The organism is Yersinia sp. SCPM-O-B-9106 (C-191), from assembly GCF_026183365.1.
Taxonomy (GTDB): Bacteria; Pseudomonadota; Gammaproteobacteria; order Enterobacterales; family Enterobacteriaceae; genus Yersinia; species Yersinia rochesterensis.
This window is the reverse complement of record NZ_CP110791.1, coordinates 2,966,285-2,992,378: the sequence shown is the minus strand read 5'-3', so window position 1 is coordinate 2,992,378 and position 26,094 is coordinate 2,966,285. Positions and strand designations below refer to the sequence as shown.

The window sequence follows — 26,094 nt, the reverse complement described above, 5'->3', positions numbered from 1 at the left end:
GGTTATCAGTTGCTACGGACGGTATCTGACAGTGATGGGGCGTTGTTCAGAGATTTCTCCACTTCGGTTTTCAGCAATGAACGTTCATAAGCACGCAGGAATGGCAGATAGATCAGGGCGGAAACCATCATACATATCAAGCACATCACTACAGGACTAAAGGCCCAGTTCGCCGCCCAGGATGCACCAATCGGCGCTGGAGTTGTCCACGGAGTCAGAGAGACCACTTGAGCCAACCATCCCAGTTTGGTTGCGGAATAAGCCAGAATGGCATTGATCATTGGTACGCAGATAAAAGGTATGAACATTATCGGGTTCATAATAATTGGAGCACCGAACAAGATAGGTTCATTAATATTGAAGAAGCTTGGTACCACACCTAACTTACCAATGGTGCGTAAATGAGTGACTTTGCTACGCAACAGTAAGAAAGCCAGTGGTAATGTGGAGCCGACGCCACCAATCAGTAAATAGTGATCCCAAAAACCTTGCAGATAGATGTGCGGTAAGGTTGCGCCGACGGCCAGTGCGGCCTGGTTTGCAGCCAGATTGGTCATCCAGAATGGACTCATGATGCCCGTGACAATCAGTGAGCCGTGAATACCGGAGAACCAGAAAATTTGGCACAACAAGACTGACAGTAACATCGCCGGTAAAGAGTCTGATGCAGAAACCAATGGAGCCAGTAAATGCATGATAGCTTCTGGAATGATCATGCCGGTCTGCGATTCAATGAATAAATTGAGTGGGTGCAGTGTGGCAATAATAACCAATACCGGGATCAATATTTCAAAAGAGCGTGCGACACCTGTTGGCACCTCTTTCGGTAAGCGAATAGTAATATTGTGTTGCTTCAATGCGGCATAAACACGGGTGGAATAAATAGCCGTAATCAATGCCGTGAAGATCCCTTGACCAGAAAGATACTGAGTCGAGATTTTGCCGTCGGCAAAGGGGGCTGCAACAAGCAAAAATGCCATAAATGCCAGCAAGCCGGTCATTACCGGGTCGAGATTAAACTGTCGCCCCAGACTTGCACCTACCCCCACAGAAATGAAAAATGTCATGACCCCCATGCTCAGATTGAATGGCAGCATGAGCTGTTCACGATAGGTCTGAGAAAAATCCAGCCACGACCGGGCGAATCCTATGGTGGTATCAGCCGAAAATGGAGGGAAAATAAACACCAGCATAAATGAGCCGATGATCATGAAAGGCAGTGCTGCGGTAAATCCATCACGGATAGCAATAACATATTTTTGCTGTCCGAGACGTCCGGCTAACGGAGTAATAGATTGTTCAATAACAGCAACCATCGATTGATAGAGAGAACTCATTTGAACACCTTCTTAGTGGGTCGCGTTAATGAGCGACAGTGCATAGTCCAGGACTTTATCGCCACGCTGCATTCCGTAATCCATCATATCGATGGACTGGACGGGAATACCGTGAACAGCAGCCTTTTCTGAGAGCATACCTAACATGTATTTCACTTGCGGCCCGAGCAGAACGACCTGATAGCGTGGAAACTGAGTATCAAATTCAGATACGCCAAAAGCATCAATCTCGACAGCTATTCCTCTCTCCTCGGCAACTGTCCGCATCTTCCTCACCAGCATGCTGGTGGACATACCGGCGGAACAACACAACATAATCTTGAACATCTACAACCATCCTCAAAATATAAAAAACAGTGTGGAAAACGTTTCTGACACAATGCGGAAACCGTTTTCCAATTGGGTAATGCGGTTGTTTCGGCAATGATTGGATATCATACGGAAACCGTTTTCCATCCAAAGAGAATAGAACTGTGATAGCCATCAAAGTCCAGTATATAAAGGAATTATTTATTTGATGAACATCACAGGTTTTAGGTTTTGATAACTATTTTGGATAGTGATGGAAATTCGGTTTCCATGGCAAATGGAAACGATTATACTCAGGAAACTGCAATTGTTGGGCCGGAGCTGTATTTAGGAATGACAGGCAAGGACTAAAGCCTGCCGAGGAGAGAATCATGTCTACAATCAACGATGTATCACGTTTAGCTGGGGTTTCTAAAGCCACAGTGTCACGAGTGTTGAGTGGTTCACGTGGCGTTAAGGAAGCTAGCCGCCTGGCCGTATTAAAAGCGGTCGATGAACTCAATTATCGACCAAATGTTATCGCGCAATCATTATTAAGTCAGTCAACAGGCTGTATTGGTGTTATCTGCGCGCAGGAAAACATAAACCAAACAACTGGTTATCTGTATGCGCTTGAAAAACATCTGAGCCAACATCAAAAGCATTTGCTGCTGCGTTTTGCCAATAACAAAGCTGAAGTTATGCAGGCACTGGATGAGTTGACCTGCGGTTTGTGTGATGACGTGTTGATCATTGGTGCCCGTTTCCCACTTAATCTCGCGGATGAAAGTATTATTCTGGTCGATTGTATGGATGTCGATGCTACTAATAGTATCCATTTCGATCATGCTTTTGCCGCAGAAACCGCCTGTAATTATTTAATAAAACAGGGCAGAAGAAAAATTGCCTTAATAAATCCTGATACCAGCGGGTATGTGGATGAGGTGTTATTAGGTTATAAACGAGCACTGGAAAATAACTTTTTGCCTTTCAATCGTGACCTGATTTTTATGGATTCGTCCTCTTCATCGGTTGCGTTGCAAGTGCTGCTTAATAGCAGTGCGACACTCAATTTTAATGCTTTGTTGGTTGCTGATGAGCGAGAAGCACAAAGTGTTATTCCACAGCTTCAGGCGTTTAATAAATCCGTTCCTGATGACATCATGGTATTTAGCTTGGCCGGGTCGTTACATTATCCGGGGGTTCCAACCATTCCTGCAATTGAATATTCTATGGACGCAATGGCGGCGAAAATAGTGGCATGGCTTAATGAGAAAACCAAAAGTGTGCTGGGTTCCTATGCATTACGTGGGGATTTAATTATTCCAGATATGCCCGCCAGGAAATGATTTCTGTTTAAAACAGCGCTGTGTCAATCTCAGCGCTAAGCAGGGATAAAAAATGAGTGGAACTGTGATGAGGCTCCGCTTTTACCCCTCCTCTGTGTCTATCATGTCTGTTGTAACAAATCTGTAGCAATTGAAAGTCTACAGATTCTTATATCCCCTTTTCGCTTGGTTTTGCAATTCCCCCGCAATGCCAAGCGAAAAGGGGATATACATCAACTGGATGACGGAGCTTGAGATGATAAAAGTAAAAACTGCGTATACCTTGACCTTATTGGCAATACTCCTACCTGCTTCAACCCCTATTATGGCTCAAGATAAAAGCGATAATTATAAGCTTGAACAGATTTTAGTCATGAGCCGCCATGGTATACGCGCACCTCTGGTGAATTATGGTGATATGCTTTCCAGTGCAACACCGGATAAATGGCCGCAATGGACAACACCCGGCGGCTACCTGACGCCAAAAGGCGCAGAACTTGAGGCGATGATGGGCGGGTATTTCCGCGAGTGGCTGGCAGATACCAAGTTATTAAAATCAAGCGGATGCCCAGCACCCACCACGGTATTTACCTACGCCAACAGTTTGCCAAGAACGATTGGCACTGCGCAACATTTCTTATTTGGTGCTTTCCCCGGTTGTAATGTTCCTGTTACTCACCAAAAAGAAATCGGCAAAATGGACCCGGTATTTAATCCAATTATTACTTTGGACATTACCCCAGAGTTTAAACAAAAAGCGCTGGCTTCTATTAATCAACATGCCGGGCCAGGCGGAGTTGAGGGCTTAAATAAGCGCTTACAACCTAACTATGATTTGTTGTCCCAAGTTTTGGATTATAAAAACTCACCTGCGTGCTTAGTAGATAAAAAATGTGATTGGAGCACACAGCCGACAGATATTGTATTAGTGCAAAATAAAGAACCGGGCATTACCGGCCCACTGCGATTGGGCACCGGGGCATCGGATGCTTTCATGCTGCAATATTATGAGGGTTTCCCGGCCAAAGATGTCGCTTGGGGGCGCATTCAGTCTTCTGAAGAGTGGCGCAAATTAATCGATATTAAAAACCTCTACCATGAAACTTTATTCGGCTCACCCGCTATAGCAGATAATGCTGCCGAGAAGTTGGTTGGTTTTATCAGTTCAGCCCTTGATCCCATTGGTGAGAAAACGCCGAATGAATTAGCGGCACAAAAAGCCAAACTGGCGGTATTGGTCGGGCATGACTCCAATATTGCGTCATTATTGGCCGCGCTCAAGACCAAAGAATATCAACTGCCAGATCAATATGAGAAAACCCCCATCAGCGGCAAGGTGGTATTTGAACGCTGGAAAGACATTAAACAAAACAAAGAATTGATGAAGATTGAGTATATATATTTGTCGACTGAACAAATCCGTAATAAAACACCGTTGTCACTTCAAGCTCCGCCCAAACGAGTCACACTGGAAATTGAAGGTTGCCCGATTGATGCTAAAGGATTCTGCTCAATGGATGACTTTAGAAAAGCGATAAAACAAAATACTCAAATCTAGCTTGAGTCCACCGCTGATAAGTTTGGTCAGCAGTAGGAAATAGGGGCTGGCATTAAATGGCAGGCTGCGCTAACGTGGCCTTCTTTGTCAGCCCCTGCTATTTGTAGATTTTCTGATGACACTATTCACGACCACTCATTATGCAGTAAAAACTGTTTTCAGACCTTTTTTGAAAGACCGCCTGCTGCATATTCTATTGATTTTAGGTATCGGCCTGACTGCATTGATGCCAACAAAAATTTCGGCTTTTCCACAGTTTATCGACTGGACAACTATTGTCACTTTATTGGGATTAATGCTGCTGACGAAAGGGGTCGAAGTCAGTGGTTACTTCGATTTTATCGGTCGGAAGATTATTAATACATTACAGACGGAGCGGCATCTGGCGCTGTTTTTAGTCTTATCAGCGGCCGTGTTGTCCTCATTTCTGACAAATGATGTGGCACTGTTTATCATTGTCCCACTGATTTTAACGCTAAAAAAGATATCTTCTTTACCGGTTTCCCGCCTGATTATTTTCTCTGCATTGGCTGTGAATGCGGGTTCGTTGTTAACTCCGATTGGAAACCCACAAAATATTCTGTTATGGAGCCGTTCCGAGCTGTCGTTTATTGGCTTTACACTTCAGATGGCCCCGCTGGCAGCAATTATTTTGTCAACGTTGCTGGCAGTAACTTGGTGGCGTTTCCCTGCGCGAAAAATTAACAAACAAGCTTCCAGCCCGGTTTACCCTTACCAATCTCGTCTGTTATTGAGTTGTTTGGCGCTATATGTGATTTTTATTATCTGTGTAGATTTTGGCTGGGCAGGTTACGGGCTATTGGTTGTTTTTGCAGGGTTATTATTACTGGCGCGGCGCGTTTTACTGGCCATCGACTGGAGCTTGATCCTAGTCTTTATGGCGATGTTTATTGATGTGCGCCTGCTGACTGAATTACCCGGCTTACAATCACTCTTCGGTGAAATCAAAACATTATCTGCGGATGCAGCTTATATATTAGGCATCGGTTTATCCCAAGTTATCAGTAATGTTCCCGCGACCATTTTATTACTTAATTACCTGCCCTCCAGTGCGCTGGTGGCCTACGCGGTTAATATTGGTGGCTTTGGCTTCGCTTTAGGTTCTATGGCCAACTTGATTGCACTTAGAATGGCGGGTGAACCGGCTATTTGGCTAAAGTTTCATGCTTATTCGCTGCCATTCTTATTCTGGAGTGGGTTGGTCGGCTGGCTATTATTAGTGCTCTGAGAGGATGGTGGTCACTTTATTGGCTCAGGGATAAACAACCTAAGCCAATAAGTCGTGACTCAACGTGCTTAAAGAAAAATAGCCAATAAAATGGGCATGACAATAATGAGCGCGACAAAAGCCAGTGATGGCTTTTGCAACAAAGGTTGTAATGACTGCGGCAGTGCGGCAATCAGCGGGTTAATCAACGGTTGAAGGGTTTTTTGATCTTCAGCCAAGCGCTGCGCTGCATTCGCGCGGTCTAATCGGGCGGCAAACAGGACATTAATAATGTCGTTTAACTGCGCCTGTGTCAGCGGTGTGGTTGGGCTGGCCTGGAAGCGATTCAGACTATAATCAATCAATAGTTGCTGTTCCTGCGCATCGGCGGGCTGTTTGAGTGCAGTTTGCAGATTAATTAATGTCGGGGCCGTTTGCTGGCTAAGGGCCACTTTGGCCTGTAAAAACTGGCTGAGTATCTGAAAATGACGAACAGGCAGCGGGTCATGACTTTTCACTCCCACCATATCAAACAGTGCTTGCCAAATTTTAGCGGGTTGCTCGCCCGTTGCCGCACTGAGTTTCGCCACCAACGATTGAATATGTTGATGTTCCGCAGGTAACAATGGCCTGCCAGTTATGGTTGTTAACTGGGGTTGTGGAATATTCAGTGTGCCGGATTGCAGTAATACCAATACCTGTTGCAGCTCTGCATGACTTAACTGACTCAATACCGTGTGACCAAATTGCTGACGGATAAAGTCACTCACAGCCTGGCGGTTATTACCTTGGGGGAGTAACTCGGTAAGTTGCTGGCGTAGTTGGTGATTGGCATGGTTTTCCTGAGCTTGCGACAAGCGGGTTTGCAGCAATTGCTCTGCCGGTTGGAAGTGGCGAGCCAGTAAATCGCTGGTGCTGCTAAGAGATAAATCGTGGCGCAAGCCCGCCCAAATCTCAGCAGATTTTATTGGGCTGAGCGCGATGATCCGCACAATCAGTTTTTCCAGCGTGGTGCGCTGTGCCGGGGTGAGTGCCCTATCTTCCACTTGGCTCGGAGAGGGTAATTTAGTCGGCGCGACATTGCTGCCACTCGCAATAGGAACACTTGGGCCGTTCAAAGGTTGCATATAACCCGTCCTTCGCAGTGGGGCGACAGTGTGGAAGATTTATCGGTGACCCGCGGGTTGATGCAGGTTACAGATATAATACCTGTAAATGTGGGCGACCCATACCTCCAGATTATGTTTTTGGCTAAATGCTTTTGTAATTAAATGTCACTTTGACTGATTGTTTAGGTTCAAAGATTGATAATCTTAATTATGCGGCTAAGATGGGCGCTCAACCTTAAATGGAATTGATTTAACCATTCAAGGGGTAACTCATTCAGCTCGTGGCTGATAATAGTTAAGCATGGATAATGGTCAAATACGGATAATGTTTAAATACAGATAATGTTTAAAAGACAACGCGCCGCAAAATGGTTTCTCTCTCTGGCTTGCCTGGTCATACTGGTTTGTATGACGCAACGCATCGCCAGCTTGCACGCGCTGGAAAAAAGTCTTCTTTTGACGTCATCATCACAAGTTGTTGCCGATGCAAATGACGGCCCAACCTCTTGTGAGTTAAGTGCCAAATCCTTGCTAACCTCCCCCCCGGTTCTGTTCGAGTTAGCCATTTTCTCTCTGGGCTTATTGCTCCTGCTGTTGATCCCCATCATACCCGCCAGTATGCGGTTCCCTCCGCCCAGAGTCATATCACCCAGTGGTTTGAGGGTGCATTTGCAACTATGCATTTTCCGGGAATAGAACAGCAACTTTCTATGTTGTTGTAATTAATCTATTTTTGGAGAAAAACAATGCTCAATTTAAGCAAGACAGCTTTGTTCTGTCTGTTGCTGCTATGGATGCCAACCCTTTGGGCGGCAGATAGCGGCTGGCTGGTCAGTGCACAAAATGACCATGCCAAGGTTCGCATTCGTGCCGAGCCTTCTGCTGGCAATGAAACTCGCATGTTACTTAGCGTCCAGTTGGAAAAAGGTTGGAAAACCTATTGGCGTTCGCCGGGGGAAGGGGGCATTGCACCCACTATTGCCTGGTCGCCACCTCTCAACGCGGTGAAATGGTACTGGCCGGTACCACAACGATTTGATGTCTCTGGGATTTCTACTCAGGGATATCATGAGCAGGTCACTCTGCCGATGGTGATTTCCGGCAAGGTTCCCGACAGATTAAGCGGAATACTGACGCTATCGACATGCAGTAATGTCTGCATTTTGACGGACTATTCCTTTAGCCTCGATTTATCCTCTGCCGTCAGTGCCGAAAACCAGCAGCAATTTGAACATGATTTTGCCCAAGCGATGGGGCAAGTGCCGATTGCCAATGCATTGACTCAGCAAATTCAAGCGGGCTTTAGTCAAGGAGAAGTGCAAATCCTTGCTCAGCGTGATGAGGGTTGGCAGAAGCCGGAATTGTTCTTCGATACCCTCGACGATGTGGATCTCGGCAAGCCCGTGGTCACTGTGCAGGGCCATCAATTGTTGGTGCGGGTGCCCGCCACCGACGGCTGGGGGGAGGGAACCGGCGATTTGCGCGGCAAGCTATTGACCTTGGTGATAACCGATGGTGGGCTGGCGCAAGAGGCCCAGGTGACTATCGGACAAGCGCTGACTTTACCGCAATCCAGCTCCTCGTTTTGGTCTTGGGTTCTGATGGCGCTGGCGGGTGGATTAATCCTTAACCTGATGCCCTGTGTGCTGCCAGTATTGGCGATGAAGCTCAGTTCGATTCTGCAAACCGAGCAGCAAACTCGCCGTCAGGTGCGGTGGCAGTTTTTGGCCTCATCGGCCGGAATCATCACCTCATTTTGGTTGTTGGCCTTGCTGATGACGGTTTTACGTCTGGGCAACCATGCGCTTGGCTGGGGGATTCAGTTCCAAAATCCGTGGTTTATCGGTTTTATGGTTTTAGTCACCGCACTTTTTACCGCCAATCTGTTCGGGTTATTCGAGATTCAGCTCTCTTCCTCGTTGAATTCCCGCATCGCCGCCCCGCGCGTCGAGAAACCGGGCGCACGCGGCATGGCTGGTCACTTTGGGCAAGGTGCTCTGGCGACTTTACTGGCAACACCGTGCTCTGCTCCCTTCCTCGGCACCGCAGTGGCTTTTGCACTGGCGGCCCCGTTACCCGCGCTATGGGGGATATTTACTGCGCTCGGTGTCGGGATGAGCTTGCCGTGGTTGGCGGTGGCCGCGTGGCCCAAACTGGCATTGTGCTTACCGCGCCCCGGCCGTTGGATGAGCCACTTGCGCATCGCCATGGGAGTGCTGATGCTGGTGTCCAGTTTATGGCTACTGAGCTTGATGGTCAGCCATATTGGCCTCCAAGCCGCCATTATCATCGCCGGAATAGTCTTGCTGGCGCTGCTACTGGCGATTGGCTGGCGTTACGGCACTCGCATCGCCGCGATAGTCAGTTTAATCGCGGTGCTGATTGTCGGAGGATTGCTACTGGTTGGGTCGCTAACCGCTGATTTATGGCGCAAGCCGCTGCATGACAATATTCCGTGGCAGCCGTTAACCGAATCCGCCATTAAAAAGGCACTTGCCGAAGATAAAAGCGTGTTTGTTGATGTCACCGCAGATTGGTGTGTGACTTGCAAAGTCAACAAAATACACGTGCTGATGCGCGATGATGTGCAGCAAGCTTTGCAAGCGCCGGACGTGGTGGCGTTACGCGGAGACTGGACTCGTCCTTCTGCGGATATCACCGCATTTTTACGCGAACGCGGCAGTGTTGCCATCCCGTTCAATCAAATTTATGGGCCACAACAGCCGCAGGGAGTCGTACTTTCTCCGCTGCTGGATCGTGATGTTCTGCTGAAAGTGTTGGCTGATGCTAAAGGAAATGAAAAATGAGCATGTTGACTGTAATGAGAAAGTTGATTGTATTACTGTTGGTTCTGTTTTCGACGCCTCTATGGGCGGCGGCTCCTTTCACCCCGGAACAGGAAGTCCGCATTAAAGAACTGATCCGCGAAACATTAATCTCTAACCCAGATATTTTGGAGCAATCGGTCAATGCCTGGCAGCAGCAGGCCAATGAAGCTCAGGGGCAACAACTGAGCCAGTTTATTGCCGCGAATAAGCAAGCCCTGTATCAAGACCCCGGTAGCCCGCGTTTTGGTGCGACCACACCGCAACTGACCTTGGTTTCTTTTACTGATTACAATTGCCCATTCTGCAAAACATTTGATCCATTGCTGGAGAAGCTAGCCAAAGACTACCCACAGGTGGCGGTGGTGATAAAACTATTGCCATTCAAAGGGGAAAGCTCAGTGACCAGTGCGCGATTGGCATTAACTCTGTGGCAACAACATCCTGACCAATGGATGGCTTTTCATCAGCGTTTGATGGCGAAAAAGGGCTTTCATGATGCCAGCAGTATTGCCGCCGCTCAGAAAAAAACCGGGGTGATGGCCGTGGAGGTGAGTGAGCAAAGTTTAAATGTGCTGCGCTCCAACCTGAAGTTGGCTGAGCAACTGGGTATTCAGGGCACCCCGGCCACGTTGATTGGCGATCAAATGATTCCGGGAGCTATTTCTTATCAAGAATTGGAGGAGATAGTGAAACAACAATTGGCGCAGGCGGGTAAATGAAACGCTTAAAGCGCTGGGGCAAAGAGCTGCTGGTTTTATTGCTGCTGGCGGCGGTGGTTTCATTCGCCATGGATTGGCTGCGTAGCCCACAAGCACCGGCTGACTGGCCGGATACGCCATGGCAAACTCTGGCGGGAAAGCCGGTGTCCTTGCAGGAGATGAGTCAGGAAAAACCGCTGCTGATCTATTTCTGGGCGACATGGTGCGGTGTATGCAAATTCACCACACCCAGTGTCAATCAGTTGGTGCAAGAGGGTGAAAATGTCCTGACCGTGGCGCTGAGATCAGGAGACCCCGCGCAAGTCGAGACTTGGTTGCGCAAAAAAGGTTATCAACTGCCGGTGATTAATGACCCGCAAGGCCAATTATCCGCCCAGTGGCAAATTAATGTCACGCCGACGGTGGTTATCCTCTATCAAGGCAAAATGGTGCAGCACACCAGCGGTTGGACTAGCTATTGGGGAATGAAACTGCGCCTGTGGTTGGCCTCTTTCTAATATAATATTTTCCTCATTACTCGACTCGCCCGGTGTGATTATGCCGGGCTTTTTTCTGTCTGACACTGCCGAATGGCCGCACTCAGCCGGGCGATTCCTTGGATGATCAGTTCCGGGGAGTTAGCGGCAAAATTCAAACGTAGGGTAAATTCTCCGTATGCTTCTTGGGTATAAAATCCTCCGCCTTTTGCGAAAGTCACGCCCGCTTGCCAGGCCAGTGGCATCAATTGTGAAATGGATGCATTTTCAGGTAGTTGCAGCCAGATAAATAACCCACCGTCAGGTATTTCAAATTGGCAGCCCGGTGGCAGTGTTTGTGTCAGTGCCTCGGCCATGGCATCGCGATGCTGGCGGTATAAACGGCAGGCGCGGCGCAACTGTTTGTCATAGCGCCCGACAGTCACAAAAGCATCCAGCGCCCGCTGGATGAGATTCGAACTGGTAAAACTATCAACATGCTTTAAGCACGCTAACTGCGTGTAGTGGGGTTGGTCGGCAACCAAATAACCAATGCGCATGCTGGGCAGCAGCATTTTGGAAAAGGTACTGACATAGATAACCTCGCCCGGTGCCGCCAGTGAGCGCAGTGAAGGCAGTTTTTTGCCGCTGTAACGCAAGTCACCGACATAATCATCCTCAAGGATGGTGACTCTGGCGGCACGGGCTATGCGCAATAGCTGATGACGACGGTCTTCACTCATACAGCGGCCTGTGGGGTTATTAAAATTAGGGATGCAATAGATAAGTTTGGGTTGATGTCGAGCTAACAGCGCGGGCAGGGTATCCAACTGCATGCCCTGTTGGTCACTGGGCAGAGCAACAACATTGACTTTATGCAGGCGAAACAGGGCCAGCGCTTCGGCATAGGTGGGTTCCTCCACCAACACGGTATCACCAGGGGCTAATAGTGATTGGCTCACCAGACTAATGGCGTGTTGTGAACCATTAGTTATCAGTAATTGTTCTGGCCGCGTCGGGATGCCTTGAGCAGAAAGAATGCGGCTGAGGGTATCGCGCAAGGGGTAATAGCCGCAGTAATCGCCATAACTGAATGCTTCTTCAGCATGACGCCGCAATATGGATTGCAGAATCTGGCGGAATTCATCCAGTGGAAAAATCTTCGGGCTACCAATACCGGCGGCAAAATTGATGGTGTCTGGGGGCAGGGGAATATCTGCATAACCGTCTAGCCGTGAGGTGACGGTAGTAAATCGGTCGAGTGGAAATTCCCCTTGTAACAGCGGCTGTGGTTGGCTCGGCGGGGGGGGCAGATAGCGAACATAGGCACCACTGCCGCGTCGTTGCTGCAAAAAACCTTTTGCCGCCAACTCGGCGTAAGCGTTATCTGCCGTCAGGCGGCTGACAGATAATTCTGCTGCCAAAGCTCGGGTTGACGGCAATTTATCTCCATCAGCAAATACCCCACTGAGGATAGCTCGGCGCAGCGCTTCTTCAATTTGCAGATACAGCGGAATGTCATGTTGGCGATCTAAAGGAATATGCATGTGATAGCGCCGAAAGTGGCTCGCGTGAGAAATAATACTTTCACTATACTCAATGACTGCAAGGCTTCAAGCAAGAAAAAGTGGCCTGTATCAATCAGCAGGAAAGTGGCTCTGGTGACAAAAAAACGGCGGAGTAAAATCACCTTTAATAAAGCAATGTTGTTAATCTAATGAGGCTGTTATGGCAATGCCGGCGGGATTACCCCCATCAATGGCCCATCTCCCGAGGGTGAAAAGTGGCTTTTTTACCGGTAAGCGGCAAGGATATGTGCTGGCTATTATCAGCGCCATGTTATTAGGTTTTACTGGGATTATTATCCGCATTCTCACCGTGCATTATCATTTACCGACTTCAGTTTTAGCTTTCTGGCGAGCAGGGTTGGTCGCGGCAGTGTTGTTGCCTATTTTACTCGCGGTCAGACCTGAGTGGGCCAAATTACGTCGTGATCAGGTCAAATTCTATTTAGCTTATGGTCTATTGCTGGCGGTATTTAATGGCTTATGGACAGAATCCGTCGCGTTAAATGGGGCATCAATATCCACTATTCTGGTGTATTGCTCAGTGGGTTTTACTGTTTTTCTTGGTTGGGTTTTTTATAACGAATATATGGGGTGGCGTGAGTTAATAGTTATCGTGATCAGCCTGGTGGGTTGTTTTCTGGTCAGTGATGGGCTGAATATCACGGCGGCAAATTTTAATTTTATTGGTTTATTCATTGGGCTGGCGTCGGGAGTTGGTTACAGTTTTTATACTCTGGCCGGGCGAATTGCCACTGATCGCCGTTATCCGGTGTGGAATACCATTTTGTATGTATTTGGTTTCTCAGCTATCTATCAATTGATATTTAACCAACTGCTTTTATGGTTTCCGATACAGGGGTTACAGCAGATGGTTGGCAATCTGTTTTTCTTGTCCAGAGGGGCGGAGGGTATTCAATGGTCTGGCTGGTGGCTATTATTGATTTTGGCGGCAGGGCCGACCTTACTGGGCTTTGGCCTGTTTAATTTGAGTTTGAAAACGCTGCCACTGGCGGTTGCCAGTTTGATATTAACTTTGGAGTTAATTTTCACTGCGGTGATTGCTTATTTTCTGTTGGGGGAAACCTTATCGGCGGCGCAATTACTCGGCAGCGCATTGGTCTTATTGGGCGTATTAATGCTACACAGAAAAGAGAATGTGACTAATGAGATAGTGGCGCAGAATAATGCCGCTATCTCACCTTGATAATTTATTGCGCCGTTCTTCGGCGTAATGGTGTGCGCAGACGTTGAGCTAATATCACCCCTGCGAGAGTAATACCGCCGCCAATCAGGTGGTAACTGTGCAATTGCTCATGCAAGAAAGTCACGGCGATAATGGCAGTAAACACCGGTGTCAGGTTCATAAATATTGACGCGGTGTTTGCGCCCAGCCGCATGACGCCGTGGATCCATAAATAAGGCGCAATGATAGAGGCCGGGATACCCGCAAATAATACCAACGGGATATTTTGTGCGGTTAATTGAACATCCGGTGCTAGCAGGAAGTTGGGTATTAACAGCACCACGCCAAAAACAATTTGCATATAAAGTGATTGCCAGTTGGGCAACTGCATCGCCCAGCGTTTGGTTAATACCCCGTAGAGAGCATAGGAGGCCGATGCGGCAAACATCATCAGTTCACCTTTACCAATGCCCTGTTGCAGCAATTGCGCCGGGTTACCTGCGCTGACTAACCACACCAATCCCCCTAATGACAATACGCTACCCAGTGCAATCCCGACGGTAGGCGCGACTCGCAGCACCACAATACTAATAAGGACGGTAAGTAAGGGGATCAGCGAGCTAAGAATCCCCATAAATAGGGCACTGACACTATGGGCGGCGTAATAAGCCAGGCTTTGGTATAGCACCATACCCAGCAGCCCCAAAATCATCAGTTTCCACCAATAGACGCGGATGGCCTGCCAGTTGCGGATAACACCCAGCAACAAAAATGGTGTGAGAGTCAGCAATGCCAGTACCCAGCGATAGAAGGAAATGGCGGCTGGATCGATAGCGGTGGCGGACATCTTGCTGACCACGGCATTGATTGACCAGATAATCACCGCGAAGAGGGGAAATAGCACATTCATACTTATAATTCTCATCTAACTCATATTAAGTGTAGTGTATCCTTGTCTGATTTATTATATATACTGATAATCAGACAATCGTTGCTGTGATTAGGACAATTTACCCGCCATACTTCAAGCCGCAGGGGATAAATAACAATGACAAAAGCCAATTTCCCAGTGGTGGCGGCTATCGCGCCGCAGAATCTGTCTTTTCGCTGTGAAATATACAATGCTGATACTGAATTCCTGCCACATACCCATACTTACGGGCAATTGATATGTGTTAAGTCGGGTGTGCTGGCAATGAGTATCGGCGGCCAGCGTTTTCTGGCCCCGCCTGAATTCAGTGTTTGGGTTCCCGCCGGGGTCGAGCATTCCAGCTATAACCGCAAGCCGATGCATTTTCGTGCTATTGATATCGCGCTGGAACTCTGTGATGGACTACCCACGTCAGCTTGCCTTATCAATGTCAGCCCGATTTTTAATGCTATCGTGGAAAATTGCTTCTCGCGGGGTTTGTTAATGCCGGAAAGTGAACCCGATATGCGCTTAGGATCGGTGCTGATTGACCAGCTCAAAGTCTCGCCGGTGCAGTGTACCTATTTGCCAACCTCACAAGATAAGTTGCTGTCGCCCATTCTAACAGCACTGGAGCGCTGCCCATCTGACAATACCTCGCTAGCACTCTGGGCTAAACGGGTCTATACCACTGAACGGACTTTGTCGCGCCGTTGCCAGCAGGAATTGGGCATGGCGTTTAGCGAGTGGCGGCAACGATTACGCTTTTTACATGCCATTTCGCTACTGGAACAAGGGCGAACAGTGCAAAGTGTGGCACTGGATGTTGGCTATAGCTCATCCTCTGCGTTTATTGCCATGTTCCAACAAATATCAGGGACCACACCGGAGCGTTTCCGCAGAGACAATAGTGGCCTATAATGTCCCCCCTTCCTGTTTTTAGGGCAGTAAGCTGCCGGAGAACAAAGTGAAAATTCTGGTTGATGAGAATATGCCGTATGCCGATGCGCTCTTCCAGCGATTAGGTGATGTACAGGCGGTGCCGGGGCGGCCAATTCCCCTTGATGCACTCGCTGGTGCAGATGCGCTGATGGTGCGCTCGGTCACCAAAGTAAATGAGGCGCTATTGCAAGGCACGTCCATTCGCTTTGTCGGCACGGCGACCGCCGGTACTGACCATGTTGATGAAAACTGGCTACAGCAACAGGGCATTGGCTTCTCCGCCGCGCCTGGTTGTAATGCTATCGCCGTGGTTGAATATGTTTTTTCTGCGCTGATGATGATGGCTGAACGCGATGGCTTCCAGTTGCGTGATAAAACTGTCGGTATCATTGGTGTCGGTAATGTGGGATCGCGACTGAATGCTCGCCTGCAAGCTCTTGGCGTAAAAACGCTGCTGTGTGATCCTCCACGCGCGGATCGAGGCGATAAAGAGGCGTTCTGGCCACTGGAAAAACTGGTGCGCGAAGCTGACGTTCTCACTTTCCATACGCCGCTGAATAAAACTGGCCCTTATCAAAGCTTGCACATGGCGGATGATGAGCTGTTGGCGGCGTTACCGGACGGCCGCATTCTGATTAATGCTTGCCGTGGCGCGGTGGTCGATAATGCCGCATTGCTCCGTGCGCTGGAGAAAGGTAAAAAGCTCAGTGTGGTGTTGGATGTGTGGGAGCCGGAGCCAGAGTTATCTTTGCCGCTATTGGCCCGCGTTGATATTGGCACCCCGCATATTGCCGGATACACCTTAGAAGGCAAAGCGCGCGGTACCACCCAAGTGTTTGAAGCATTTAGCCAATATCTGGGTCAGCCGCAATCTGTCGAACTTGCCAGCTTGCTGCCGCCACCAGAGTTCAGCCAGTTACGATTAAATGGTGAGCTGGACGAAGGCAAATTAAAACGATTGATGCACTTGGTGTATGATGTGCGCCGCGATGATGCGCCGCTGCGCCGTGTCGCTGGTCTGCCGGGCGAGTTTGACCGCTTGCGCAAGCATTATCAGGAGCGGCGCGAATGGTCATCACTTTGCGTGCAGTGCGATGACGCTGCCAGTGCCGAGTTGCTACAGAAGTTAGGGTTTAGCACCAATACCCTTCGTCCTTGAAGCCACAGGGGTGTTAGCTACGCTCAAGAACCCGAATCACTTACTTATGTAAGCTCATCGGGATTCGTTCGTTTGCTGCCTACCTGCAACTCCAATGACTTTGGGGATGTCGAATTAATTCATCAGTAAATGACCATTCTGTTATTTGCATAACTCTTTGTAATTTAATGAACGTTAGTGGAGAAAACCAACATGTCTGACGGCTGGAATATTGCTCTGTTAGGAGCAACGGGCGCAGTAGGTGAAGCTTTGCTGGAGCTGTTAAGTGAGCGCCAGTTCCCGGTTGGTGAATTGTATCCGCTGGCCAGCGAGCGCAGTGCCGGTGCGACAGTGCGCTTTAATGGTAAAAGTGTACTAGTGGAAAATGTTGCAGAATTTGACTGGTCGCAGGCGCAGTTGGCTTTCTTTGTCGCTGGCCGTGAAGCTTCTGCACAATATGCGGAAGAAGCGGGGAATGCTGGCTGTCTGGTCATCGACAGCAGCGGCTTATTCGCAATGGAGCCGGATGTGCCGTTGGTGGTGCCGAGTGTGAATCCTCAAGTTTTGGCCGATTATCGTAATCGCAATATTGTGGCGGTCGCCGATAGTCTGACCAGCCAACTGTTGACCGCGATTAAACCGCTGACTGAACAGGCCGGTTTATCCCGCCTGCATGTTACCGCGCTGCTTTCGGCTTCTGCCCATGGCAAAGCTGCAGTGGATGACCTTGCAGGGCAAAGTGCTAAATTACTCAATGGTATCCCCGCCGAGCCGGGCATTTTCGCCAAGCAATTGGCATTTAACGTTTTACCGCTACTGGCGGATGAAGAGGGCAGTGTGCGCGAAGAGCGCCGCTTGGTGGATCAGGTGCGTAAAGTCTTACAAGATGACGGCTTGCCTATCTCCGTGACTTGCATCCAGTCGCCGGTATTTTATGGCCAGGCACAGGTGGTTCATCTGGAAGCGTTACGTCCGATCTCCTCAGATGAAGCTCGCAGTGAACTGGAAAGTTGCGAAGATATTCAATTATCTGAAGAAGATGATTATCCGACTCAAGTCAGTGACGCTTCTGGCAGTGATGTCTTAAGTATTGGTTGTATCCGCAATGACTATGGTATTCCCGAAGTGTTGCAGTTCTGGTCGGTGGCCGACAACATTCGTTTTGGTGGTGCATTGATGGCGATTGAAACGGCGGAGCGCCTGTTGCAGGAGCAACTATACTGATGTCCGAACTTGAGTTGACCCAGCCAGAAAGTGCCGAGGCTAAAGCTGCGGGCATTAAAATTGCGCTGGGTATTGAATACAACGGTAGCCGCTATTTTGGTTGGCAACGCCAGCAAGAAGTGACCAGCGTCCAAGCTTGCCTGGAGGCCGCGCTCTCGAAAGTCGCCAATGAGCCTATTGGCGTACTTTGCGCTGGGCGAACGGATGCTGGTGTGCACGCGACCGGGCAGGTGGTCCATTTTGTTACCACGGCTGAGCGCAAAGAAGCCGCCTGGACGATGGGCGTCAACAGTCATTTACCCCCCGATATTGCAGTTCGTTGGGTAAAAACGGTTGATGATGATTTTCACGCCCGCTTCAGTGCTACGGCTCGTCGCTACCGTTACATTATTTTTAATCATCGCTACCGCCCTGCGGTATTGGCGCAAGGGGTAACCCATTGTTATCTGCCGCTCGATGCCGAAAAAATGCAACAGGCTGCGCAAAGTTTGCTCGGCGAGCACGATTTTACCTCGTTCCGTGCCGTACAATGCCAGTCCCGTAGCCCGTGGCGAAATGTAAAACATGTCAAAGTTACCCGACATGGTGCGTATATCGTGGTAGATATCAAAGCCAACGCCTTTGTTCATCATATGGTGCGTAACATTGTCGGCAGCTTGATAGAGGTGGGTTGCGGCAATCAAGATGTCACTTGGATAGCAGAGTTGCTCGCACTGAAAGACCGAGCACGTGCAGCGGCAACCGCCAAAGCGGAAGGATTATATTTAGTCGCCGTCGACTATCCTGAACACTTTGCATTACCGAAAGCGCCGATGGGGCCACTTTTTTTAGCTGATGACTGAATCGTAGCCTTATTTTATGTCACTTTATTTTAGATAATAAGGCGAGTTTGACTGTCTGGTGAGCGGGGGTTAAGGAATCCCTAAGGAAGTTCAGCTAAACTCGCTCAATCAAAGATTAAGCTCGTTTACCTCTCGAGAATATTTATGGAATTTATACGTTTCGTTATTGATTTTATTTTGCATATTGATGTTCATCTAGCGGAGCTGGTGGCGCAGTATGGAATCTGGGTTTATGCCATTTTATTCCTGATTTTATTCTGTGAAACTGGCCTGGTAGTGACGCCATTTTTACCGGGTGATTCTCTGTTATTTGTGGCCGGAGCTTTGGCTTCCTTGCCCTCCAATGATATCAATGTCCATGTTATGGTTGCTTTGATGGTCACGGCTGCCATTCTGGGCGATGCCGTCAACTACGCCATTGGCCGGGTATTCGGTGAAAAACTATTCAGTAACCCGGACTCCAAAATTTTCCGTCGCAGTTATCTGGATAAAACGCATCAGTTTTATGAAAAACATGGTGGCAAAGCGATTATTCTGGCGCGATTTGTCCCGATTATTCGTACTTTTGCGCCGTTTGTCGCGGGTATGGGGAAAATGTCCTATCGTCACTTTGCCGCTTATAACGTGATTGGGGCATTAGTATGGGTGCTGTTATTCACCTATGCTGGCTATTGGTTTGGTAACATGCCGTTTGTTCAGGAAAATCTGAAATTACTGATTGTCGCCATTATTGTGGTGTCAATTTTACCCGGCGTATTTGAGGTCTGGCGCCATCGGCGTGCGAGTTCTCGTCAGAAAAATCAGTAAAAACGTTACCTGAGCCGTGGGTTCGACCAGTTTTTTATCTACACTGTCGAGCCAATATGGTTTAATGAGTAACATTTATGGTCTGTTCCTGTGGATAATCCGAGTTTAGTGCCAGTTTAGTGCCTTGGTTACAGCTACGTTGTACCGGCCTATAACATGGGTATTTTTATTGGTTTTTTTCAGGAAGATGGTTAAAGCACGCACAGCGGACTGGCAATAGCCAGGTTCAAACAGAAAGGTCATCGATGAGCTGGATTGAACGAATTCTTAACAAAAGCAATATCACACAAACCCGTAAAGCGAGTATTCCTGAAGGGGTGTGGACAAAATGCGACAGTTGCGGTCAGGTACTTTATCGTGCCGAGTTAGAGCGCAATCTGGAAGTGTGTCCTAAGTGTGATCACCACATGCGAATGTCCGCCCGCGCGCGGTTACATATGCTGTTGGATGCTGGCAGTGAAGTCGAATTGGGTAGCGAACTGGAGCCGAAGGATATCCTGAAATTCAGGGATTCCAAAAAGTATAAAGATCGCCTCTCTGCTGCACAAAAAGAGACAGGCGAGAAAGATGCTTTGGTTGCTATGAAAGGAACCTTGCAAGGGATGCCTATTGTGGCGGTTTCATTTGAATTTGCCTTTATGGGCGGTTCAATGGCGTCAGTAGTAGGTGCTCGCTTTGTTCGCGCAGTAGAAAAAGCGCTGGAAGATAATTGTCCACTGGTGTGTTTCTCTTCCAGTGGCGGTGCCCGTATGCAGGAAGCATTGATGTCTCTGATGCAGATGGCAAAAACCAGTGCTGCTCTGGCGAAAATGCAAGAGCGCGGTTTGCCATATATATCAGTGCTGACTGACCCGACCATGGGCGGTGTTTCCGCTAGTCTGGCGATGTTGGGTGATATCAATATTGCTGAACCGAAAGCATTGATCGGTTTTGCTGGCCCTCGGGTTATCGAACAAACTGTTCGTGAAAAACTGCCACCGGGTTTCCAACGCAGTGAATTTTTAATTGAAAAAGGCGCTATCGACATGATAGTTCGCCGTCCGGTTATGCGTCAGACGCTAGCCAGCATCTTGTCGAAATTGACTCATCAGCCGCAGCCAAGCGTGGTTGAAGCCAAGGCTGATGCAGCGGTGACTAATAATCAGGCTGATGCCTGATTAACTGAACGGGCATCACCCTGATAAGGTGGTGCCCGATTATTGTGCATTATCGTTGCTTGAGCTTTATCGCTTTAAAAAAGAAAATATTTACCCAAAATAATTCGAGTTGCAGGATGGCGGCAATTGAGTGACAACTTGGTTGTAAACCATGCTGAATATCGCTTACGCCGGCTCGCAGGGTGAGTCTCATGAGAGGCTCAGAATCTCGATGAATTGACACCAGTCAATGATTCGGGTGAATGAAAGCAGCCAACGCACATGCAGCTTGAAGTAGGATGGCTATAAAGGTCAGTGGTGGGACTCATGGACAACAATCAAATTCCCCAAGCCACGTCGCCTTTGGCCGCGTGGCTTTACTATCTTGAACGTTTGCATTCTCAGCCAATCGAGCTGGGGCTGGAGCGTGTTAAACAGGTTGCTGAGCGTCTGGATTTGCTTAAACCTGCCCCTAAAGTATTTACCGTTGCCGGTACTAATGGCAAAGGCACCACCTGCTGTACCTTGGAATCCATTTTACTGGCAGCGGGCCTGCGGGTCGGGGTATATAGCTCACCCCATCTTCTGCGTTATACCGAGCGCGTTCGTATTCAGGGGCAAGAGCCATCTGAGGCCGAACATAGCCATTCTTTTGCCAAAATTGAAGCCGGGCGCCAAGATATATCATTGACTTACTTCGAGTTCGGTACCTTATCTGCATTGCAACTGTTTAAGCAGGCTAAGCTTGATGTGGTCATTCTCGAAGTGGGCTTAGGTGGGCGTTTGGATGCAACTAATATTGTTGATTCGGATGTTGCCGCCATCACCAGCATTGCAATAGACCATACTGACTGGCTGGGGTTTGATCGTGACAGTATTGGCCGGGAAAAAGCCGGTGTATTCCGTGCGGGTAAACCCGCGGTGGTAGGCGAACCTGATATGCCACAGTCTATTGCAGATGTTGCTGCAAAACTCGGTGCGTACTTGTATCAGCGGGATATCGCTTGGCAATTCAGTCAGCAAGAAAAAAGCTGGAAATGGCACTGCGATGGTCACCAATGGAGCGAGTTACCGTTGCCGAATGTGCCGCTAGCCAATGCTGCGACTGCGCTGGCAGTATTGCATTATTCCGGATTGTCATTGAGCGAAGAGGTGATTCGCCAGGGGTTGCAGGCCGCCAGTTTACCTGGGCGTTTTCAGATAGTCAGTGAGCAGCCACTGTTGATTTTGGACGTGGCTCATAATCCGCACGCAGCACGTTATTTGACTGATAAACTGGCTAAATTGCCCAAACAGGGCAAAGTGCGCGCGGTAGTCGGGATGTTATCGGATAAAGATATTGGTGGTACGTTGGCATGCTTATCTGAGCAAGTTGATGAATGGTACTGCGCGCCGCTGGAAGGGCCGCGTGGAGCCAGTGCGGAGCAATTAGCCGAGTATTTGGCACAATCACGCCAGTTTAGTGATGTCGAAACTGCCTGGCGACAAGCTATGCAGGATGCAGAACCACAGGATGTGGTCATTGTCTGTGGCTCTTTCCATACAGTTGCTCACGTCATGGCAGCGTTGAATTTGTAACAGCTTGAATTGATAAAGCATTGAGGGGCGAGTGAGTGGCAAGTAAGTTCCAGAACCGTTTAGTTGGGACCATAATTTTGGTGGCTTTGGGCGTGATTGTGCTGCCGGGGTTGCTGGATGGTAAAAAGAAGCATTATGAGGATGAGTTTGCTGCCATTCCATTAGTGCCAAAACCCGGTGATAGCCAGGAGATTGATGCGGTTCCGCCGATCAATCAGCCTCTACCTATTGCGCCGCCGGAAGGCGCAGCGCAAGCTGTGGAAGTCCCTAAAGATGATTCCGCCTCTCAGGCCGCTAATGATGCCGGTAATTTGCCGTCTGAACCGACTATCGTGGCACCGCCACCGCTACAAAGTAAGCCGGTTGAAGTGAAACCGGTCGAGAAAAAACCGGCTGAGGTTAAACCAGTCGAAAGTAAGCCAGTTCCAGTCGAGAAAAAACCGCAGGAAGTTAAGCCAAAACCTGAGGTTAAACCGGAAACTCAGCCGGAAAGCAAACCGGCCACGGAAGAAAAAGCACCCGTAGGGCAGGCTTATGTTGTCCAACTGGGGGCATTGAAAAATGCGGCCAAAGTGAATGAAATTGTTGCGACACTGCGCTTGTCAGGCCATCGGGCATTTACAGTGCCAGCAACGCCGGTTCAGGGCCAGATTACCCGCGTCTTCGTGGGGCCGGATGCGTCAAAGCAAAAGCTACAATCGGCCTTGCCAGAACTTAATTCATTAAGTGGTCTGAATGGGCAGGTTAAGCCTTATGGCACGGGGCGCTAAAGTTTGAAGAAAGGTTAAAACATCAGGGTGTTCAGGGTTTTTAACGCTAAGTTTGTGCGGTGATTGTTGTTTTTAAAATCGCCGCACTTTAATTTGTCGCCGGTCATAATTCCTCTACGCAAACGTTTTCTTTTTCTGTTAGAATTCGCCGCGAACAGGATGCAGCGGCGATTTCGTCATTGGAATAGTCATGGTCTGGATTGATTACGTCATTATAGGGATTATCGGATTTTCTGCTTTAGTCAGCTTAATCCGGGGTTTTGTCCGTGAAGCATTGTCACTTGTTACATGGGGATGTGCGTTTTTTGTTGCCAGTCATTTTTACACTTACCTTGCTGTCTACTTCACTCGTTTTGAGGACGAAGTGGTTCGCAACGGAATTGCTATCGGCATTTTGTTCATCGCGACATTGATCGTCGGGGCTATTGTTAACTATGTGATTAGTTCGCTGGTTGAACGTACGGGATTATCAGGAACTGACAGAGTGCTGGGGATCTGTTTTGGGGCGCTGAGAGGCGTTCTGATTGTCTCTGCCATGTTGTTCTTTCTGGACACGTTTACCGGTTTCTCACAGAGTGTTGACTGGAAGCAGTCGCAATTAATCCCGCAGTTCAGTTATATCATCAGGTGGTTTTTTGACTATCTGCAGAGCACGTCGAGTTTCTTACCGAATCAATTACCGATTCGGAGCGGCTTATGAGGAAAAGACAACATGTGCGGTATTGTCGGTATCGCCGGTTTTGCACCGGTAAACCAGTCGATTTATGATGCGCTGACGGTGCTTCAGCACCGAGGCCAGGATGCTGCGGGCATCGTTACCATTGATGCCCATAATGGGTTCCGGCTGCGTAAAGCGAACGGCTTGGTGAAGGATGTATTTGAAACCCGGCATATGCTGCGCTTACAGGGGAACATGGGGATTGGTCATGTTCGTTACCCAACGGCAGGCAGTTCCAGTGCTTCCGAGGCTCAGCCTTTCTATGTTAACTCACCGTTTGGCATCACTTTGGCTCATAACGGTAATCTGACTAACGCTCACCAGTTGAGAAAAAAATTATTCGAAGTTTCTCGCCGTCATGTGAATACCACTTCTGACTCAGAAATTCTGCTGAATATTTTTGCCAGTGAATTGGACCGTTTCCAGCACTATCCGTTGGAGTCTGACAACATTTTTGCCGCTGTTGCTGCTACGCATCAGTTGATTCGTGGTGCCTATGCTTGTGTCGCGATGATTATCGGCCACGGTATGGTTGCTTTCCGTGATCCTAACGGTATTCGTCCACTGGTTATTGGCAGACGGACTCTTGCTGATGGCCGTAATGAATATATGGTCGCTTCTGAAAGTGTGGCGCTGGATACCCTTGGTTTCGAATTTTTGCGTGATGTGGCACCGGGCGAAGCAGTGTATATCACCGAAAAAGGCCAGTTGTTCACCCGCCAGTGTGCGGAAAATCCAAAATACAATCCGTGCTTGTTTGAGTATGTTTATTTTGCCCGCCCAGACTCCTTTATGGATAAAATTTCTGTTTACAGTGCGCGTGTGCGCATGGGGCAGAAATTAGGTGCAAAAATTGCCAAACAGTGGGAAGACCTGGATATCGATGTTGTCATTCCTATCCCGGAAACTTCCTGTGATATCGCGCTGGAAATCGCCCGAATTCTGGATAAACCGTACCGCCAGGGGTTTGTGAAAAACCGTTATGTTGGCCGTACCTTTATCATGCCGGGCCAACAGGAACGCCGTAAATCAGTGCGCCGTAAACTGAATGCTAACCGCGCAGAATTTCGTGGTAAGAATGTATTATTGGTGGATGACTCGATTGTGCGCGGTACCACATCGGAACAAATTGTCGAAATGGCGCGTGAAGCTGGGGCAAGTAAAGTGTATTTCGCCTCTGCCGCCCCGGAGATTCGTTTCCCGAATGTGTATGGTATCGATATGCCAAGTGCCAATGAGTTAATCGCACATGGTCGTGAAGTCGACGAGATTCGCCAGCTAATTGGCGCAGATGCACTGATTTTCCAAGATCTTACTGACCTTATCGAGGCTGTACGCGAAGATAACCCAGATATCACTCAGTTTGAGTGCTCAGTCTTTAATGGCGTTTACGTCACTAAAGATGTGGATCAAAGCTATCTGGAATATCTGGAGTCGTTACGCAACGATGATGCGCAAGCATTGCGTAATCATAACGAAGCGGAAAACCTGGAAATGCATAACGAGGGTTAACACCCTAAGTTACGCCAGTTTATGGCAGAGAATATGTTGCCGTAGCGGAAAAACAGAGTGTGAATCAAAAAGGTGCAACCAGCGTTCAAGCGCGGTGCACCTTTTTTTATGTAAGATAGCTTAGTGCCATAACTTGCTAATCAGTACCTGATGCGGCAAAGTTTGGCCTTATTCGGTTATGCTGCACATAATTATTAAGCGGCTTTAGTGTGAGGTGGTTTTCCATGAAACGACTTATTATTGGCATCAGTGGTGCCAGCGGCGCCATTTATGGTGTTCGCCTGTTACAGGTGTTGCAACAGGTCGAGGGCGTGGAAACTCACTTGATTCTCAGCAATGCGGCGCGCCAGACGCTAGCGCTTGAAACGGAGCTTAGTGTTAAGGATGTGCAGGCGTTTGCGGATGTAGTACACGATTCTCGTGATATCGCCGCATGTATCTCATCGGGGTCATTCAAGACCAGTGGCATGGTTATTTTACCTTGTTCAATCAAAACGTTATCTGGTATTGCCCATAGTTATACCGATGGTTTATTGACTCGCGCAGCTGATGTTATACTGAAAGAGCGCCGCCCACTGGTGTTGTGTGTGCGTGAAACCCCCCTGCATTTAGGCCATCTGCGGCTGATGGTACAGGCTGCTGAATTGGGCGCGGTCATTATGCCGCCGATGCCTGCGTTTTATCACCGTCCGGAAACCATCGAAGATATTATTGATCAGACCGTTAACCGGGTTATTGATCAATTTGATATCGAGCTACCTAAAGATCTATTCATTCGCTGGCAAGGTGCCAATTAACATTTCTCCCTAAATTGATACATTTGTGCAACATCGCACTGAAATGGGGCGCATTATGCACCACAATAATGCTGTTTCAGAATGTGCACAGTTGCATAGATTGCGTATTCAGTTTTTGT

Annotated in this window: 24 protein-coding genes; 19 read left to right on the top strand and 5 right to left on the bottom strand. The window is 48.5% G+C overall.

Translation table 11 applies throughout. The annotated features are described in order from the left end of the window. Window positions 1-5: 5 nt before the first annotated feature. Together OP863_RS13645 and OP863_RS13640 are read right to left on the bottom strand one after the other, a co-directional pair. A complete protein-coding gene (locus OP863_RS13645; RefSeq protein ID WP_038631727.1) occupies window positions 6-1,337 on the bottom strand; it encodes a PTS sugar transporter subunit IIC in 1,332 nt (443 codons plus the stop codon). 12 nt (window positions 1,338-1,349) lie between these two features. After that, a complete protein-coding gene (locus OP863_RS13640) occupies window positions 1,350-1,664 on the bottom strand; it encodes a PTS sugar transporter subunit IIB (RefSeq protein ID WP_145587848.1) in 315 nt (104 codons plus the stop codon). Window positions 1,665-2,017: 353 nt separating this feature from the next. Here OP863_RS13640 and OP863_RS13635 point away from each other — a divergent pair, with 353 nt between their 5' ends. The 3 genes from OP863_RS13635 to OP863_RS13625 all read left to right on the top strand — a co-directional run bounded on the left by OP863_RS13635 (window position 2,018) and on the right by OP863_RS13625 (window position 5,760). Further along, window positions 2,018-2,974: a LacI family DNA-binding transcriptional regulator gene (locus OP863_RS13635; protein WP_145587846.1), complete on the top strand. Its 957-nt coding sequence runs from the start codon at window positions 2,018-2,020 to the stop codon at window positions 2,972-2,974. A gap of 235 nt (window positions 2,975-3,209) precedes the next feature. Next, window positions 3,210-4,511: a bifunctional glucose-1-phosphatase/inositol phosphatase gene (gene agp / locus OP863_RS13630; RefSeq protein WP_038631735.1), complete on the top strand. Its 1,302-nt coding sequence runs from the start codon at window positions 3,210-3,212 to the stop codon at window positions 4,509-4,511. 115 nt (window positions 4,512-4,626) lie between these two features. After that, window positions 4,627-5,760: an SLC13 family permease gene (locus OP863_RS13625; RefSeq protein WP_265525405.1), complete on the top strand. Its 1,134-nt coding sequence runs from the start codon at window positions 4,627-4,629 to the stop codon at window positions 5,758-5,760. A gap of 68 nt (window positions 5,761-5,828) precedes the next feature. On the opposite strand, the gene flk is transcribed toward OP863_RS13625, so the two are convergent. Continuing rightward, window positions 5,829-6,866 (bottom strand): flagella biosynthesis regulator Flk, encoded by a 1,038-nt coding sequence (gene flk / locus OP863_RS13620; protein ID WP_265525404.1) that lies wholly within the window; start codon window positions 6,864-6,866, stop codon window positions 5,829-5,831. A 324-nt stretch (window positions 6,867-7,190) separates the two neighbouring features. On the opposite strand from flk, the gene OP863_RS13615 reads away from it, so the two are divergent. The 4 genes from OP863_RS13615 to OP863_RS13600 are packed head-to-tail and all read left to right on the top strand — an operon-like array spanning window position 7,191 to window position 10,892. After that, a complete protein-coding gene (locus tag OP863_RS13615; RefSeq protein ID WP_265525403.1) occupies window positions 7,191-7,544 on the top strand; it encodes a copper resistance protein in 354 nt (117 codons plus the stop codon). 50 nt (window positions 7,545-7,594) lie between these two features. Then, window positions 7,595-9,655, top strand: coding sequence for a protein-disulfide reductase DsbD family protein (locus OP863_RS13610; protein ID WP_265525402.1), 2,061 nt, complete (start codon window positions 7,595-7,597; stop codon window positions 9,653-9,655). 14 nt (window positions 9,656-9,669) lie between these two features. Then, a complete protein-coding gene (locus OP863_RS13605; protein ID WP_265526267.1) occupies window positions 9,670-10,395 on the top strand; it encodes a DsbA family protein in 726 nt (241 codons plus the stop codon). Next, entirely contained in the window at window positions 10,392-10,892 is a 501-nt protein-coding gene (locus OP863_RS13600; protein ID WP_145591622.1) for a protein disulfide oxidoreductase, read from the top strand. The genes OP863_RS13605 and OP863_RS13600 overlap by 4 nt, the downstream gene beginning before the upstream one ends. 38 nt (window positions 10,893-10,930) lie before the next feature. Here OP863_RS13600 and OP863_RS13595 read toward each other — a convergent pair whose 3' ends face one another. After that, window positions 10,931-12,397 carry a PLP-dependent aminotransferase family protein gene (locus OP863_RS13595; protein WP_145591623.1) on the bottom strand — a complete coding sequence of 489 codons (1,467 nt, stop codon included), beginning with the start codon at window positions 12,395-12,397 and terminating at the stop codon, window positions 10,931-10,933. 181 nt (window positions 12,398-12,578) lie between these two features. Between OP863_RS13595 and OP863_RS13590 the strand changes: the two genes are divergently transcribed. Further along, the gene (locus OP863_RS13590; protein ID WP_265525401.1) at window positions 12,579-13,622 is read left to right on the top strand and encodes a DMT family transporter; all 1,044 of its coding nucleotides are present in this window, start codon (window positions 12,579-12,581) and stop codon (window positions 13,620-13,622) included. Between the two features lie 4 nt (window positions 13,623-13,626). Here OP863_RS13590 and OP863_RS13585 read toward each other — a convergent pair whose 3' ends face one another. Further along, complete coding sequence (locus tag OP863_RS13585) at window positions 13,627-14,511, bottom strand: DMT family transporter (RefSeq protein ID WP_265525400.1); 885 nt, start codon at window positions 14,509-14,511, stop codon at window positions 13,627-13,629. A gap of 138 nt (window positions 14,512-14,649) precedes the next feature. Here OP863_RS13585 and OP863_RS13580 point away from each other — a divergent pair, with 138 nt between their 5' ends. The 11 genes from OP863_RS13580 to OP863_RS13530 all read left to right on the top strand — a co-directional run bounded on the left by OP863_RS13580 (window position 14,650) and on the right by OP863_RS13530 (window position 25,975). Next, window positions 14,650-15,432 (top strand): AraC family transcriptional regulator, encoded by a 783-nt coding sequence (locus OP863_RS13580; protein WP_145587835.1) that lies wholly within the window; start codon window positions 14,650-14,652, stop codon window positions 15,430-15,432. Between the two features lie 46 nt (window positions 15,433-15,478). Further along, window positions 15,479-16,612, top strand: a complete 1,134-nt coding sequence (pdxB, locus tag OP863_RS13575; protein ID WP_120011337.1) for a 4-phosphoerythronate dehydrogenase PdxB — start codon at window positions 15,479-15,481, stop codon at window positions 16,610-16,612. A gap of 192 nt (window positions 16,613-16,804) precedes the next feature. Next, window positions 16,805-17,815: an aspartate-semialdehyde dehydrogenase gene (locus OP863_RS13570; RefSeq protein ID WP_032820321.1), complete on the top strand. Its 1,011-nt coding sequence runs from the start codon at window positions 16,805-16,807 to the stop codon at window positions 17,813-17,815. Beyond that, the gene (gene truA, locus OP863_RS13565) at window positions 17,815-18,657 is read left to right on the top strand and encodes a tRNA pseudouridine(38-40) synthase TruA (RefSeq protein ID WP_042562393.1); all 843 of its coding nucleotides are present in this window, start codon (window positions 17,815-17,817) and stop codon (window positions 18,655-18,657) included. Before OP863_RS13570 ends, truA begins: the two co-directional genes overlap by 1 nt. A 144-nt stretch (window positions 18,658-18,801) precedes the next feature. Next, complete coding sequence (locus OP863_RS13560; protein ID WP_038631759.1) at window positions 18,802-19,464, top strand: DedA family protein; 663 nt, start codon at window positions 18,802-18,804, stop codon at window positions 19,462-19,464. Window positions 19,465-19,709: 245 nt separating this feature from the next. Further along, a complete protein-coding gene (accD, locus tag OP863_RS13555) occupies window positions 19,710-20,621 on the top strand; it encodes an acetyl-CoA carboxylase, carboxyltransferase subunit beta (RefSeq protein WP_038631762.1) in 912 nt (303 codons plus the stop codon). A 306-nt stretch (window positions 20,622-20,927) separates the two neighbouring features. Next, window positions 20,928-22,178: a bifunctional tetrahydrofolate synthase/dihydrofolate synthase gene (gene folC, locus OP863_RS13550; RefSeq protein ID WP_265525399.1), complete on the top strand. Its 1,251-nt coding sequence runs from the start codon at window positions 20,928-20,930 to the stop codon at window positions 22,176-22,178. A 35-nt stretch (window positions 22,179-22,213) separates the two neighbouring features. Further along, window positions 22,214-22,948 carry a cell division protein DedD gene (dedD, locus tag OP863_RS13545; protein WP_265525398.1) on the top strand — a complete coding sequence of 245 codons (735 nt, stop codon included), beginning with the start codon at window positions 22,214-22,216 and terminating at the stop codon, window positions 22,946-22,948. A 190-nt stretch (window positions 22,949-23,138) separates the two neighbouring features. Beyond that, entirely contained in the window at window positions 23,139-23,648 is a 510-nt protein-coding gene (gene cvpA, locus OP863_RS13540; RefSeq protein WP_004391612.1) for a colicin V production protein, read from the top strand. Between the two features lie 12 nt (window positions 23,649-23,660). After that, on the top strand, window positions 23,661-25,178 hold the full coding sequence (purF, locus tag OP863_RS13535) for an amidophosphoribosyltransferase (protein ID WP_145587827.1): 1,518 nt from the start codon (window positions 23,661-23,663) through the stop codon (window positions 25,176-25,178). A gap of 224 nt (window positions 25,179-25,402) precedes the next feature. Next, window positions 25,403-25,975, top strand: a complete 573-nt coding sequence (locus OP863_RS13530; protein ID WP_038631773.1) for a UbiX family flavin prenyltransferase — start codon at window positions 25,403-25,405, stop codon at window positions 25,973-25,975. The last annotated feature ends 119 nt before the right edge of the window (window positions 25,976-26,094 follow it).